This window comes from Mesorhizobium sp. B1-1-8 (genome assembly GCF_006442795.2).
Lineage (GTDB): Bacteria > Pseudomonadota > Alphaproteobacteria > Rhizobiales > Rhizobiaceae > Mesorhizobium.
The window spans coordinates 5,494,874-5,510,216 of the sequence record NZ_CP083956.1 but is presented as its reverse complement, the minus strand read 5'-3'; the positions used below and the strand labels follow the sequence as shown (position 1 = coordinate 5,510,216).

The following is a 15,343-nucleotide window of genomic DNA, read 5'->3' as shown; positions in this document are numbered from 1 at the left end:
CGCTATCCAATGACGGCCTCGTAGCGGCAGCTAGGCCCGTCAATTCCTCTCCGCATCCCATTAGAAACAACAAAAAGCGACACGTTCCCGACGAAAAAAGGCGGGCCTTTGGATGATATGTTGCTAAAGTAGGATTTAGTTGCATGTCGCTGTGGGGTCTTCGGCATGATCGATTCAGATGTATTCGACTTTGTCGAACGCTGCCGGAAGCACACGGCAACTGGACCGCTCTTGAGCGATCTCCTTGAAACTGTGCGGAATCTTGGCTTCGAACACCTCATTCTGAGCGGGGTGCCGCTCGGCGGGCAAAAGCTTGCACCAATGGTGGAATTGAACGGGTGGCCCGCCGGCTGGTTCGAACGCTACGTTGAAGCCGAGCACGCCGCTGTCGACGGCGTTTGCATCTATTCGGCGAAGACTTTGAAGCCGTTTGTCTGGGCCGATGTCCCGGCAAAATGGTCCGCAACCGAAGGCTCGCGTCGAGTTGCTGGAGAAGCGACTGAGTTTGGTATCTGCAGCGGCTTTGCCGTGCCCATGCTTAGCGTGCACCATTGGCAGTCGGTTCTATCGTTCGCCTCGTCGCAAAAGGCCTGCAAGCTTTCGCCCCGTCAGCAAGTGCAGCTAGTCACCATGGCGGTCTATGCCGGCATGTCAATTCAGGCCTTATCGGACGTCGACGACGAAGCTGATGGCGTCCTGACAGAACGTGAGAAGGAAGTGCTTCTGTGGGCAGCCGCTGGCAAAACCTCGTCTGAAACGTCCCAGATCGTTGGCCTGACCGAGCGAACTGTCAAATGGCATGCCATGCGGGCTCGCGAAGCCTTTGGCGTTGGCACGACCACCCAGGCTGTCGTCGAAGCCGTTCGCAGGCGCTTGATCCATCCATAGACGCGTCAACTGTCCGATCGGACAGGTGACGTATTTTAGCATCACTGCAATCATCCCGCTGAGAGAATATCGGGGGGGGTTGCGAGATGATTTCGGCCCACGTTGTCAATGCGCTAAACAAGCATCTCTACGAGAACGAATTCGACGAGTTTTTGCGCCGCCGTCACGACTTCTTCGTGCACCAGAAACAGTGGCGCCCTCCCAGCCCAGACGGTCGCGAATTAGACCAGTTCGATACGGACGCAGCCACGTACCTGATCGGTATCGAAGACGATCGGGTAGTGACCTCGGCTCGATTGATCCCAACGAGCGAGCCGCACATGGTCTCGGAGGTCTTTCCACACCTGTGTGAGAAATCCGGCGTCCCAAGACGTCCTAATTGGGCCGAATTGACGCGCACCTTCGTCGTTCCCGACAAACGCTCCAGCGGACTCAGAGGCACGCTCACCCAGCTGTGTTGCGCGGTGATGGAGTACGCCTTCGATGAGGGCCTCAGCGCGGTGGGCGGTGTCCAGGAGACCTACTTCATGCCTCACCACGGTGCGCTCAAGTGGCGGGCCGAGCCGATGGGCATGGCCAGGGAAGTGAATGGCGAATGGGACATCGTCGCCTACATCGACGTGAATGAGGCGGCGCTGGCAAGCGTCCGCAAGATGCTCGGCATCGACCGTTCGCTCCTGGTGCGGCGGGGGACCCAATTGCCGTTTATGGAAAGAGCTGAAAAGCGCATGAACAGCGACGCACGTTCGGGGTGGGCACTATGTCGTCACCTATGATCAAAAAGTTCTTTGCAAGAGAATCCAAGGATATCCTTGGGGTGGCGATCGATCCGCGGTCAGACGATGACGCGAAGATAGTCTCGGACAACTGTTACTTCCAAGTCAGGCTTCAATTGATGAAGATAGCGAACTATTCGCGATTTTTCAGAGAATACTATCCAGTGATACACGGAAACATCACGTTCGGATCATATGGAAATATAAAGGACACAACGGTCGTTGTAACTCCTGAAATACCAGGCGAAGACAGCAGCTCCCGCCTCAATAAAGTATTTTTACGTGGTCAGAATCTGACAGAGATAAGCGTCTACCGTGGTGGTGATATCGGTGTCCAAATTGGGCTGTACGCGGCGCCGGGTGACGATTGGGCCCAGGAGTTTCTAAATTTTGCCAAATCTATTTCGGAGGTCGCCAATAACACGTCGTTGTCTGCGGCGTTTGCGGTTGCGGGGCCGATAAAGAGCGCCATCGATGGCTTGCTTTCCCGCAACAAACTGTCCTTGCAACTGGGGCTTAAGGTGCAGCTTTTTGCGGCCGGCTTGAAAAAGAACAAGCGCTTCCTGTTAATCGGATCCGGTCACGAACTCGAGCCCGGTACGCTGTCGTTCGATGGGACAGACGTTGTCTCTCGTGGCCGGATCGTCGGTGAAGCAGACATTGTCCTCCTTGATCTCGATTTCGTATCCGAGAGGGATGACTTGAGCACCCATCCGATAGCAAGTTCTGCAAAATCCACTTTGGACAGCATAGTCGGAAGTCTTCTGAAAGGCGGCGCCAATTCGGAAGCGGAGATTACCGAAAGCTACAGGCGGTTCGCCGCAGAAGTCATGGTGCATGAGAGTTTCACGAACGGCGACAAGGCCCGCCTTATCGCTGGGATCAAGGCAAACATCAATGAAGTGAGAGGCGCAGTCGGTCCCCCCGCCTCGGTGGAGCGTAGTGGCTCGGACATCCAGTCTGATATTGCGAACATAAATAAGCACCAGCCTGACCTCCTGCAGTTTCGGGCTGCTGAGTCTGCCCCGACGGGTCCGCTATCGATCGGGGACGCCATGTCGCTCTAGCCCTGCGTGGTGGAGAAAAGGCCGTGAAAATAGCTTATGGGCTAATCATTTTGCTTCTGCTGGCTGCGATCGGCCACGGCGGTTACCTGCTGTATCAACAGCGGTCGATGCTTGAAACCCGCCATAGATTGGCGGCGCAGATCGACGAAGATTGGCAGGCGGGTTTCGATATTTCGGCCATGCGAGGAGCCGAAGCGTTCCTTGCCACGCGACCAAGAAATCCTTCCGTTGACCTAGATCGCACCGTGCTCGCGCTCTACGGGTCGTCGCTCTTCCGCTGGATTCGAAGAAATCCCGATACCCCGACCAAGGATGTCGAAGCGGAACTCGAACGGTTCACGGCCGCTCAGAAGATTCTAGAGACGCAGGCGGGGGCGATCAGATGAATAGATACTTGCTCGCGGTTTTTGCCGCCTTGGCGCTTGTCGCGGGAGGGCTGTATGCGTGGGCTCTGAATTCGACAGAGGCCGCTGCCAGTGTTGCGTCGTTGTCGCTCTCGTCTGTGTCAGGCCAAGGCGTCCAAGAGACGTTGCCTATCGGCTTTAGACGTCCGGTTTTGCTCACCCTTCGTGGCGAAACCTTCTTAGGGGAGACGCCCTATGAGGCGCGCGAACAGATCAGAGATTGGCTGCTTCTTACCGTGTTACGCTCGTTCGGGTCCGACGCGAGCGACGTGGCCGGCAATAGCTATGAGACGCCGGTCACCCGGGTTGGATACACAAGCTCGGTTGGCGAATTTCAGAATGGGGTCATTCGCTGGGCGCCCATTGCGGACGATGCCATGGTGGTGTTGGTCCCGTTGGGCGCAACGGAAGCTGAGCGGCAAGATGCCATCGCTGCGGCAGCGGACGAATTTGTTGTTCGACGGGCAGTGAGGCCTACGCGCGCTGAGGTTATCATCTACTGCATTAATGACCAAAACTCTCCAAAAGTCCCGCAAGCCTGGACCGCCAGCCTAGAACGCATAGGACCAATAGATGGAAAAGCGCTTTTCGCGGACGCCTATGGCTGGGTCGAGTCCAGCCTTCAAAATCGAAGTGATTTGGCAGGGTTCCTTGGCAAAGTCGATGATCTCATCTCCCTGCGCGTCGACGGAGGACGCCTCACGGCCACCGGTAGAAAGTATCGGGCACGTGCGTTTCGGCAAATAACCCCGGAGCACGTGGCAACGATACTACAGAGCTACCAAGGAATCGATGAAGAGTCGCAGCGGACTCAAGCGAAATATACTGCCCTAGTTCAAAAATTGACGGAAGAACGTGTCAAGGAAACGTTGTCGAAAAATAAAGATTTAGCTGACGCCTTGGAGGCGGCAAAAAAAATAGTAAATAGTCAGGTATATGCTTCTGACGATAGAGACCAAGCTATTGAAATAATCAACAGTTTTAATAAGGCAAAAGCGCAGATTCAGAAATCGATAGTCAACGATATTGATAAGTTGCGAGGAGTCGCCAAAAGTTGTGCATTTGTAGAGCGCAGGGCTCAATTAGAAGAAAAGACGTCGAAATCATCTGATGAGCAACGGCTGCTTGACCTCACTGAAGCCATTGAGCAAATCGAAAACAGCGGCTCTGCACAAGAGCGTTCGCTCCGGCGCGGCGCGCCGGGGTTTTCCCTGGACCCAGAATACAATTTCGATCTCCTAGCCGCGAGCATTAAGGCGATCACCGCAGGTGACACGGCTAGTCTCAAGGGTCGGCTGGTTCAATTGATTGAACTACAGCGCGCATCGGATCCAGATGCGCAGGATGGCGCCACGAACGACTCCGAGAAGGTGGCAGATCAAGTCATTGATGCGCTCGTTAAAGGACTGAATGCAAACAAGCAGTCGCTTCTGAACTCTCTCGATCGGCGAAACCCCAAACTGCTGAGATGTATGCTGGGGCTCGTGCAATCTCCGGACAACGCTAGCAGCGGCGGATTGCTCCGGTCCGTTGACGACGCGATCTTCGCTGAATCATCGTTTCAGACGGCCCGATATGATGGCGGCATTGCAGGCACAGAGGTCGGTCAAATACTCTTCTATACCGACTTGCTCGCAAAGCTGTACGGAATGGACTTCGACGGCACCGCCTCGCGCAGTTACGGAAAGGCGATTGCGGAGTGGGTGCCTACGGTTTTCGATACCGCCGACCCGGTTCAGGCGAGAGCAGACAGCGAAATTCCGGCTACCCGGATTTGGTTTGGCCTACGAAATGATTCATTCCGTTTAGACACCGATAAGAAGGCGGTCACATTTGGCCGAACGGCAACGAGGGTCTTTGCTCTTTCAAATAGCGGGACCGGTGAAGAGCGCGAGCTGCAACCGAGCTCCCTAGATCAAAGGTGGGTCGATTTTTTCAACAACAATTTCTCTAGCATCGCGGCATTCGAACAGAGATACGATCAACTCAACCAGCTCACAAAATGGTCTCTCGCGCTCGACGTCGTTCGGGGCCATCTCCAGATTGTAGCCCCGCAACTCGCGGATGAAATGGATCAGGAACCCGTCCGGCGGAACCTTTGGTTCCCGGAATGGGTGAACGCAAACGTCGTTGCCGACAATAAGAATATTTCTTGGCTCCGTTGCTTTGATCACCTCACACGACCGGCCGAGGATTCCGTCGAAACGGTACATATCATCCACAACGGCTGGCAGTTCGCACCCACTACCTGGTGCGAAGGTCGGCCTGATGACGGGAAAATTTGGAGTGGTCAGACCTATTCGCTTCGGGGCGGAGTGTCGCTCCCTCGTGCAGCACAATTGGGCGAACGTGCGGCAATCGAAGAATTGGGCACCCATGGCGCAGCGTGGCGTGGGCAGATAACTGCGCAGGACGTGGTCAAAGGCCCGGAGTCGCTCAGTGTGAAATTTGCCCCGGAGTATGGCTATCAAAAAACGTACGCGATCAATTTCGATTCACCGTTGCGCGCAAAGGTAGTTTCCTCCGCCAAGGCCGTCGAAATTAACGCCTCCGGTGGCATTTCTGCGAGCGACCAAGCAGTTTTGTTCCGCGGCAATGGCGTTGAACTCAGCGACACCCAGTTCACGCAGGAATTGAGTTCGAGCGGTTCCCCCGGAACGCTGTCGATAGTTTCGGCGACCGGGGACGGACAACTCGCACGTCTTTCTGTCAACGCGAATGACAATTTTCTATCGATCGAAGCTGAGCCGCTATCGCGTCAGATCGCACAAGGTCTCTCGGTAGGATTATCGCGGACGCCGCAACAATATTGGGCGACTACGCTGCTTGCAGACCCGCGGGTAGATGCGGTGGTGCAAATCGACAAGGAGACACTGTTTGCCCGGGCTGGCCTCCATTGGCACGAGTTTCAGCTGCAGCCGCCGCGATCTGCAACCATTGCTAAAGGATGGCAGATGCGGGCGGCCGATACGAAGCCAAGCTTCCTTGATCTGTTCCAACAGCCGTCCGTCGTTCTATCGCGCGAGGTTGAGGAAGGGAAAGTTTCCGAAAAGCTGGCCGACCTTTTTGAAATCGAAGTGACCAGGACTCCCCGCGAAAGCGGAAGTGCTGCGATCATGATCCGGGGCCCGCCTGGTGGTCCGCCTCCGACCGACACGCCCAAGCTTGCCTTTGGCTCGCCAGAGGATCCTTTTCGAGGGAACTTTATCGCCGACGACGGTTCAGCGGTAATTGCTATCAGCAAACGCAAGCCGGCGCTGAACGAACTTGTTAGGGCATTTCAAGATCTCAATTTGGAGCGTCTGAAGAGCGCGGGCCGCGACGACACCTTGCTCCTTCAAGCCTCGCTCGACACAAAATTCGACGCTGCTGCGATCGCCCAAGTGCGGTCCGAGCTAACCGACATGCTCACGAACGGGATGGGGCCAGACGCTCGCAAATCCTTGGCGGCGATTGCCCGTGTTCGCAAAGACCTTCGCATGCAACTTGCAGAGGCTGAAGCGGCCAAGGATGGCCAAACTGCCGAGCTTCTTCAGAACGATTTCGACTCCGCCTTCCGCCCCAATCGCGAGGAAGCGCTAACCGATACGGCAACACGTCTGCAGCGCGATGGCAGGCCAATGGCCGATCCGTTGCTTGCGCTATTCAAGAGGCCATTGAGCCCGTCCGAATACGCAGCCGAATTGTCGAAACGAGCCGCCATAGTTGCCCGCGACAAGGGCGCGGTAGCATGGCAGCGAAACCTGCAGTCAGATCATATCGCGTTGGCAGAACTCAGTCAGCGCCGACTAGGCACGGGTCTGCATGTCGAGCCAGGTGCCGATGTATCGACCGTGCAGATTAATGTGCCAGCACCCGTGAAGGCTCGTAAGCTGCTGCCAGGTGAGCTGTTGAAAGCCAGCGCGATCTACACCGACGCGCAATATCGGCTCGCCAACTTGTCAGACCCTCTTGTGCTCGCAACCATCGAACGTGACGCAGTTGTGTTGGAAATCCGCGATCCTGAAGCCTTGATCGCCGGCGGCGTTCTTTCGGCAGTGCCTGACGACATTATTGTTAGCTCAAACGTCCGTCTTGGTCTGGCCCGCAGTAGTATTGCAAAGCCGACATTGGCCGACTTTGAGCGAGGGGAGAAGGTGTGGACTCCCGAGTACGCCACCTTCATGGAACATCTTGTCACCGGCTATGTCTGTCCTGAGGAAGCTTCAAATTTGGCAGCATGCAATAGTCCTCCTTCCGGAAATGGCGGAGATTCAGGCGGTATGCGGTCTGACGATTCAGACTCCGGACGATTGTCCGCGCTCGCTGCTACAAAAGGGAGCTTGCTGTTGATAGTAAGCCCCTCCACGGTCACTAGCGGCTGCTTCGTACCTCTCGCAGCCCCAGTCGAGAAGAGCGCGCAAATTGTCCCAATTTCCTGTCTGAAATCCGTGCGTGACAGCTGATCCTCGCCTCGAGCCGGTCTGGCGATCCAATGAGGCAATCAGGGGGCGACAATTCGCTCGTGCACTGGTTGCGCTGTGTGATGCGCATGAAGCCTCGGTGCAACGGTTGACTTCCGGGTCGGTAGTCGATCGTTTGGACCTGCAGATCGTGCTCGACGCGGCTGATATCTGCATGGTGCTCGATCGTGATGACGACGCTCAAGCGTTCTGCCGCACGGCGGAAGCATATGCCTCCCATCAACCCTTCAGAGTGCGCGTCCTTTCGCAGGCCGAAGCGGCAGCTCACTCTGCCCGTTCCGCCCTAGAGCTTGGAGACCGCGCCGGCGCGGACGCCGCGCTAGCACGATTTGCGCCTGAATTGACCGGCATGGCGGCGACGGCTGGCACGGCAGATTTCGAAAGCTGGGAGTTTCGACAGCCTTGGATACTGCATGCCGCGCAGCCTGACGCACCGGATGGTCGGGAGGTTGCGGCGCGAGTCTATCATTCGGTAGGCCTGCTGCTCGCCGCAAGTGGCTTGCTCTCTCAAGCCAGAGTTACAATCGCGCGAGCGGGCTCCTTGCTGGGAAAGGTGGTGTCGGCGGAGGCTTCGGTGTTGCTCCTTCGAGAAAGGATTGAATTGGCAGACGCCATCATCGTCTTGCAGAGAGGGGATTTCGCTACGGCCAAATCACTCGGGTGTCTTAGTCCGACCGCTAGACCTTTTGTTTTCGCCCCACTTGAATTGCGCAGACTGGCTCTGATTTCCCGGCTTCATATCTTGGGCGATGATCTGGCGACTGCAGTTCGTTCGCTCGAACAAGTGGGTGGGTTGGTCCGGTCTGTCGGCTCCAATAGGGCAATCGCTGCCTGGCTGATCCAGGCGGCACACGTTCTCATGTTTATGAACCAAGCGAGCCGGGCCGAAAGCGTCTTGGCACTTCTAGAGAAGATTGACTGGGGCTCCTTAACATCGGCGGTACGCGAAGAGGTCGCGTTCATCCGAGCGCTACAAGTCGCCCGATCGGCGAATTTTAATGCCGAATTCACTCAATCGTTGTCTGACCTCTACGGGGAGCGCGCCGAAACCGAAGATGAGGAAAAGCAGGTACCGCTGCGACTAACCCAGTGGACACTTCGCGTTCCTGCCTACGAGCTCGACTCGGAATTCGCGCAGCGTGCAACATTAATTCGTATGCATCTCGATGAAGGAGATCTAGCAGCCGCTTCCGAAGCATTTGACGTTTGCCGCGCCAAATTTCAAACCGTGGATTCGCCCATATTGATCGCAAGAATGAACATCCTTTCCTCGCTAATGTGTAACAAAGCGGGCCAATTTGAAGATGCTTACCGGCTTGCTCAGCTTGCCGCCACTCAGTGTGAATTGCTCGGGGCTAGATTGGACGAATGGCAATGCAATCGAATCCTAAGCGGCATCGCATCTAAGTGCGGCGATGAAAGCCTCGCGCAAGGAGCGAGGCAACAGGCCGACCGTCTTATCCACTCGCTAACTCAGGGAATGGATATCCACACCCGTTCGGTCTATCTGATCGACAAGATTAGTCCCCACGATGACGAGCTGGAGCAGGACGTTGTGGAGGTCTCGCGCCTGGCAACGAGTGGCCTATCTACCAGAGCAGGACGGCTTTTCAGAAGGGACAGCGAAGCCAGCCGTCGCGTCCGACGCATCTTTAGGCGCTCGAGAACAGCGCAAGGTCCAAGAGAGCCGGCTCGATGGATGTCGTCTCTCAGGAAGTGGTTTGCGACGGAGTTTGGCGGGGGACAATCGGTTATCTTCATCGTTCTGCGCTCCACCACGCTTGTTGTTGTCAGGCGGGGCAGTCGTGTCTGGTGGCGAATTCTATCTCTTGATGCAGTCGACCTGGCCGGAATGACATACGCATGGCACAACGCCCTCCGCGCGTGGACTTCAGCGAGCTCGATCGCGCGCTTTGCCGAACCGGGAACCATTCAGGTCGATTTTGACCGCGCTTTCGAGTCCCTACGGTTGGCAAATCAGGACATCGTCGACGCGCTGAAGATGGAGGAAACATTTAGTCTCCTTGATGGTAGCCAAGGCCGCGTCTCGGTCGAAACTGATGGGCCGCTAACCAATCTTCCAATCGGTGCCTTGAGAGTTGGAGGTCAGTACTTAATCGAGGCATTCACATTTGCCAGTCGCCACACGATCACGAGCAAGAACTCACCAACCGAGGACGGCCCTGCGTGCGTGGTCTCGGTAAGATCGGCTGTCAATATTGCGACCAGTAGGGGTGGAAACCCAATTAGTTTTCCACCCTTACCAGGCGTCTCCCAAGAAGGTCGAGCAGCGCTGTTTTGGTTTGCTCAGGCTGGTAGCGATGTGATCAGGCTCACCGATGACTCTCCGGATGATCCTCAGCCCACGAAATCCAGCATTCTCGGTTGGCTGACAAAGGTCTCCCGCATCCACTTCGCTTGCCATGGTTCCTTTGATCCCGGCGAGCCGCAATCGTCTGGCCTCGTGGTGCTAGATGATTGTGGGCAAGGCGTGATCTTGTCATTGAAGGACATTGAAGCGCTTCCGCGGGTTCCAAGATACATCGCACTGTCCGCGTGCTATTCTGCGGACTCGTTTTCGGTATCGGGCAGTCCGCCGATCGGATTGCCCTATTCTCTACTGCGTGCAGGTGCCTTGACCGTGTTGGCGTCGTTCTGGCGCGTGACTGACGCCGTCGGCCAAAAGTTGATTGAGGCATATTGCCAGCATGCGCAATCGGGCGATTTGGCTCTGGCCCTGGCAAAAGCCCAAAGAGCGGCAATTAGCGGGGCAATAAAAGGCGATCTTATCGACGCTGCTCATCCATATTACTGGGCGTCATACGCTATTCATGAACGGTCAGGCAACGAAGTGTGGTAACCCGATACGGCACGGTAAATTCGAGGCAGTCAGCAAGCGAGGTTCGCGGCACTCAGTCCGGGTCTGTGACGTTCGTAATCTGTATACGGCGCTACGTCACCATTAGCCGGTGTTTCCCGTCGGCGCAGGTCGCATTTCCCTTGTTTCTACCGGCCGATGTGCGCCGTCTTTTCGTTTTGCAGCCAGTCTCGTCACCGGTCCACTTCGCAGAGCCGATTTCGTGCTACCCTCCTTTTTTGGGAGAGAGCAATGCGCAAGGTAAAAAGTGTACTGTATGGCATCCACGCCGAAACCCAAGAGATCAAGCGTGTGACGCAGAGCCCACGAGGCATTCTTGCCCTAGACGGCGGCTTTGAATTCAGAACCAGTGTCAGGCGTGGTGCGTGGTGGGCTGCGGCAATGTTCCACCTCATAGAGATCATTGTGGTTCCGGTTGAGGAGGATCGACCTGACCATCCAGCATTGTTGGGGCTACGGGAAAAGCTGGGTAAAACGGCTGAATTTAGGAGGCTGAGCGAGAGCAATCTTGACCCTGCTACTTGGTGACGAACAGCCACGGCGGCGATTGCAAGAAGCGGGCGCTGCCACGGTCGCGGATGAGCAGACTTGAGCGCTTGGGTCACTGACCAAGCTCATCGAAGAATGTCGAGGTCTCCCTCGCCTAGCAGGGGAGACGAAATAGTCGCAATGGGATCTGCCAGCCTCCGCCCATTCTCGACACCGGGATTGCCTTCAATTGAAGGTGCCGTCTCGAAATTGCGGAGGTATGGGGTGTGATAAGATTAATGCAGGGGACTTTTCTCGACTGTCCACAGGTATCACCGGTCAACGGATTGATTGCGGCAATTCCTCGATTCACGCTCGGCCGGGCGATTCGAGGGTTTGATGTCCCCAAACCTGAATATGATAATCGACGTTGTTGATGACCAAAATCACCCCATTGGCCGGGTGAGACGACGCAAGGTCCTGGAGGAAGGAAAAAACTTCCGGACGGTCCATATTCTCCTCTTCCAAAGCGATCAAATTGTTCTCCAACGGCTGCCGGTGGAGCATGCGCGGAGTCCTCGGCTGCTTGGCTCTTCGGTCGCGGGGTATATGCGCAGCGGGGAGACCCCGTTTGACGCTGCACGCCGCAGACTGAGAGATGAGCTGTATTTGTCCACACCGCTCGATTTCCGCTGCGAGTTTGAAATGAAGGATATGAGGTCAACCAAGTTCGTGACGGTCTATACGGGCAGCGTCGGGAGCTTGCCGGAATACAATCAAAGGGAGATCGACTCTCTTGTGCTTATGAAAGAATCTGAGGTATCACAGCTCGCTAGGAAGCATCCCACGACTTTCACGCCGACGTTTCTAGAGGTATTTCCCATTACCAGCGAACGTCCAAAGCGTAAGGTTGCAGCTCGGAAATCCGAAGAGCTGTTGCTAAAGGTCTATCAAGCCTCACTTGAAGGGTGTCGCTTTAACGTCGAGTTAGCTTGGGACCGGACGAAGTTCTTTCTTCTTCTTAACTCGGCGCTGATCACCGGCGGGATCGGTCTATTTAAGTTGGCCGATGAAAGCATGCTGGTCTCCATGTTCCTCGTCGCTTTTTTCATAATTACAATCATCATGTCGGAAATGGGGCTGGAAACGGTTTCATCGGGGAAGAATTATTACAGAGAGGCGATTTTTAAAAAGACATTGATTGAGCGAGAGCTGGGACTTCTAGATCGTACCCATCCGGTGAAGACCGCAGGCGTGCGTTCCAGCGGCCACGCACTGCGGTGCTGGGGTCAAGCTTTCGATGGGGAAACGCGATGATATTGCTCGAGGAGGAGTTTGACCTCCTCGAGGCCTTCATCGGTGAAGGCCAAGATTCCGTCGTCATCGTTGGCGTCGTACACCCAGATGACACTGTCCTCGGGCTCGAGACCGAGGGTCAGGTCCTGGATGAGCGCTTCGCTGACGCCGAGGTCCCTGGCGACACGTTCGACGGTGTAGACGTGATGCACCTTATTGCGCTGCATGATCAGGCCGCGGCTGGTTGGGTCCGCAGTTTTGCGGATCTCCAATTCCACGGCAGCAAATCATCGATCCGATGGACCGGATAGGCGGGCAGTCGGGCGAGCACGTGGGCGAGCCAGGCTTGAGGATCGACGTCATTCAGCTTGGCAGAGTAGATCAGGCTGTAGAGGACGGCAGAACGCTGTCCGCCGCGATCGGAACCGCAGAACAGCCATGACTTTCTGCCGAGAGCGATGCCGCGCAGGGCTCGCTCGGCTGCATTGTTCGAGAGGCAAATCCGCCCATCGTCGAGGAACCGGGTGAAGGATGACCAGCGGCGCAGCATGTAGTTGAAGGCCTTGGTCAGATCGTGTCCGCGCGAGAGCCTGTCGCGCGTCTCGATCATCCAGCGCTCGAGTTCGGTGACCAGCGGCGCGCTCCGCTCCTGGCGCACAGCGTGGCGTTGGGCCGGCGACAGGCCATTGATCTCGCGCTCGATATCGAACAGGGCATCGATGCGCTTCACGGCTTCAACCGCGAGCGGATAGACCAGGTTGGGCTTCTCGCCGTGTGCCTTCTTGCGCGCCGCCGCTTCGATATCGGCCAGCTCGTGTCAATGCCGCTCGAATTTTCCCCAAAAGTGCCGAAGTAAAATTCCCCAGTTTCGCCGCTCAGGCTGTCGCGGCGGGATATCCATTTTTCGGCGGCCTGCCGCGTGGCCGTGATGGTGCGTTTAGTGTCGGCGGGGTGATGGCGGCTTTTGATCGCAGATGCTCCGGCATGAGTTCCGCGTGCTGACGGAGCCGATAGCTTGATCCCTCGATTTGCACGACGACGGCATGGTGAAGCAGGCGATCGAGAAGTGCGGTCGCGACGACAGGGTCGCCGAAGACCTCGCCCCATTCGGCAAATCCGCGGTTTGAGGTAAGGATCATTGCGCCCTTTTCGTAGCGAGCATTGACGAGCTGGAAGAACAGATTGCCGCCGCCATGGACGACGGGCAGGTAGCCGATCTCGTCGACGACGAGGAGCGCCGGCCGGCAGAAGAAGCGGATGCGTTCCTGCAGGCGGCCTTCGCGTTCGGCACGCGCCAGCGCGGCGATGAGTTCGGCGAGCGTGCAGAAATAGACGCTCTTTCCAGCCTTCACGGCCTCGACGGCAAGTGCGATGGCCAGATGGCTCTTGCCAGTGCCGGGCGGGCCGAGGAAGTGGACGACCTCGCAGCGAGCGACGAAGCCGAGTTGGGCGAGCGTGAAGATCCGATCGCGGTCGAGCGAGGGTTGGAAAGAGAAGTCGAAGCCGGCGAGCGTCTTGATCGTGGCCAGGCGCCCCATGCGCAGCGCCGTCTTGATCCGACTGTTCTCGCGGAGGGTCAACTCCTCCGAGAGGAGAATGTCCATGGCTTCGAGGGCGGCGATCTCGCCTTGCTCGAGCCGGCGCACGACATGGTCCAGCGCTTCGAGCGCCCGCGGCATCTTCAGACCGACGAGGTCGTGGCGGATCCGGTCGATCGTGGATGGCGTGTTGTCGAGCGCGTTCGTCATGGACGCTGCTCCTTCGCCATCACCCGGGCAACGGCGTCGTAGAAGGCCAACGGGCGCTGAGCGACCCTGTCGCCCGAGCCATGAAGGGTGACCTCGTCGTTCCTCAGTCTTTGTCGCCGCTTGTGGACATGGATGTTGCGATGACCGGGCTCGACATGACGCTGATGCCGGCCTTCGAGAATGGGGTGGGCGGCAATCAGCGCGCCGTCCTCGAAGATGCGCACCTCTTCGGCCAGCGTATGCACCTCGACGACGCGGCGCCTGGTTGCGTCGGGCACGCTGTAGAAATTGCCGCCGACGCTGACCATGCCCTCCCGGCTGATGCGTCGCTCGAGCTTCAGGACCGATCGGAACGGAGCCAATGGCAGCGGCCGGAGCAATGCCCGCTCCTCGGCGAAAGCTTCGTTGACGACGCACCTCGTGGTGGCGTGAACCCTCGGGTTTGCGACCGTGTCCAGCCAGTGACGCAACTGCGCGTTCAGGTCGTCGAGATTGCGAAAGGAGCGGGCCAGGAAGAAGTCTTCGCGGATATAGCGGAATGGCCGCTCGACCTTGCCTTTCGTTTTGGCGCGGTACGGCCGGCAAGCCTTGGGGTGGAAACCATAGTGGCGCGCGAGATCGACGAGGGCACGGTTGTAGACGATGCCGCCGGCATCGCCTTCGCCGATGACCGCCGTCTTCATACGATCATAAAGCACTTCGCGAGGGGCGCCGCCCAGCGCTTCGAATGCAGCAGCATGGCAGCGCAGAACCGTCGGCAGATCCTGATGGACGACGAAACGTGCCCAGATCAGGCGGCTGAAGCCAAGCACCATGGAGAACAGCCAGACGATTCTCGGCGTGGTCGGCTCATCGGTGAAGACGACATTGAACTGGGCGAAATCGACCTGCGCCTGCTCACCGGGCGGGGTCTCGAAGCGGACCTCGTAGCCGCGCTCGGCCGCGGCTGGACGGATGTCGCGCAGGAAGTCGGTGACAGCCGTATAGCCACCGCCATAGCCGAGTTCCTTCAGTTCCCGGAAAAGCCGGCTACCGGTGAGGCCGGGATATCGCGTGACACGTTCGCGAAGATAGCCCGTGAAGGGATCGATCACCGCCTGACGCGGCTTGCGAGGCCCGTAGGCCGGAGCCTCGAGCCCGCGCTCGATGTATTTGCGCACCGTCTTGCGGTCGATCCCGCTCTCCCTGGCGATCGCCGACACCGACAAGCCCTGCCGATGCAAATCCAGTATCATTATCATCTCCCCGATCTTGATCACCGAAAACCCTCTCCCGACCATCGGGAGAAACATCAGCGATTACGCGCCGCCGGTCTTCCGGAGCGCGCTCCGGAAGACCGGCGGCGGCGCTAAACT

General features: G+C 57.3%; 11 protein-coding genes and 1 pseudogene. 8 read left to right on the top strand and 4 right to left on the bottom strand.

Annotation, left to right across the window (positions count from 1 at the left end; translation table 11 throughout):
* Nucleotides 1–165: 165 nt before the first annotated feature.
* The 8 genes from FJ974_RS26840 (at nucleotide 166) to FJ974_RS26805 (ending at nucleotide 12,261) form a co-directional block, all read left to right on the top strand.
* Entirely contained in the window at nucleotides 166–888 is a 723-nt protein-coding gene (locus FJ974_RS26840) for a LuxR family transcriptional regulator (RefSeq protein WP_140533013.1), read from the top strand.
* 86 nt (nucleotides 889–974) lie between these two features.
* A complete protein-coding gene (locus FJ974_RS26835; RefSeq protein WP_140533014.1) occupies nucleotides 975–1,664 on the top strand; it encodes an acyl-homoserine-lactone synthase in 690 nt (229 codons plus the stop codon).
* Nucleotides 1,661–2,731, top strand: coding sequence for a hypothetical protein (locus tag FJ974_RS26830; protein WP_140533015.1), 1,071 nt, complete (start codon nucleotides 1,661–1,663; stop codon nucleotides 2,729–2,731). Before FJ974_RS26835 ends, FJ974_RS26830 begins: the two co-directional genes overlap by 4 nt.
* A 23-nt stretch (nucleotides 2,732–2,754) precedes the next feature.
* On the top strand, nucleotides 2,755–3,117 hold the full coding sequence (locus tag FJ974_RS26825; protein ID WP_140533016.1) for a hypothetical protein: 363 nt from the start codon (nucleotides 2,755–2,757) through the stop codon (nucleotides 3,115–3,117).
* A 143-nt stretch (nucleotides 3,118–3,260) separates the two neighbouring features.
* The gene (locus tag FJ974_RS26820; protein ID WP_140533017.1) at nucleotides 3,261–7,580 is read left to right on the top strand and encodes a hypothetical protein; all 4,320 of its coding nucleotides are present in this window, start codon (nucleotides 3,261–3,263) and stop codon (nucleotides 7,578–7,580) included.
* Nucleotides 7,581–7,713: 133 nt separating this feature from the next.
* A complete protein-coding gene (locus tag FJ974_RS26815) occupies nucleotides 7,714–10,458 on the top strand; it encodes a CHAT domain-containing protein (RefSeq protein WP_140533018.1) in 2,745 nt (914 codons plus the stop codon).
* Nucleotides 10,459–10,707: 249 nt separating this feature from the next.
* On the top strand, nucleotides 10,708–11,004 hold the full coding sequence (locus tag FJ974_RS26810; protein WP_140533019.1) for a hypothetical protein: 297 nt from the start codon (nucleotides 10,708–10,710) through the stop codon (nucleotides 11,002–11,004).
* A gap of 339 nt (nucleotides 11,005–11,343) precedes the next feature.
* Nucleotides 11,344–12,261, top strand: a complete 918-nt coding sequence (locus tag FJ974_RS26805) for an NUDIX domain-containing protein (protein WP_140533020.1) — start codon at nucleotides 11,344–11,346, stop codon at nucleotides 12,259–12,261.
* Here the strand turns inward: FJ974_RS26805 and FJ974_RS26800 are convergent.
* From FJ974_RS26800 to istA, 4 genes and pseudogenes are all read right to left on the bottom strand, one after another.
* The gene (locus FJ974_RS26800) at nucleotides 12,234–12,467 is read right to left on the bottom strand and encodes a hypothetical protein (protein ID WP_140533092.1); all 234 of its coding nucleotides are present in this window, start codon (nucleotides 12,465–12,467) and stop codon (nucleotides 12,234–12,236) included. The genes FJ974_RS26805 and FJ974_RS26800 overlap by 28 nt on opposite strands.
* 2 nt (nucleotides 12,468–12,469) lie before the next feature.
* A pseudogene (locus FJ974_RS26795) lies at nucleotides 12,470–13,054 on the bottom strand (IS66 family transposase); the annotation flags it as partial.
* Nucleotides 13,055–13,115: 61 nt separating this feature from the next.
* The gene (gene istB, locus FJ974_RS26790; protein WP_140533021.1) at nucleotides 13,116–13,988 is read right to left on the bottom strand and encodes an IS21-like element helper ATPase IstB; all 873 of its coding nucleotides are present in this window, start codon (nucleotides 13,986–13,988) and stop codon (nucleotides 13,116–13,118) included.
* Nucleotides 13,985–15,247 carry an IS21 family transposase gene (gene istA / locus FJ974_RS26785; RefSeq protein ID WP_140533022.1) on the bottom strand — a complete coding sequence of 421 codons (1,263 nt, stop codon included), beginning with the start codon at nucleotides 15,245–15,247 and terminating at the stop codon, nucleotides 13,985–13,987. The genes istB and istA overlap by 4 nt, the downstream gene beginning before the upstream one ends.
* Between the last annotated feature and the right edge of the window lie 96 nt (nucleotides 15,248–15,343).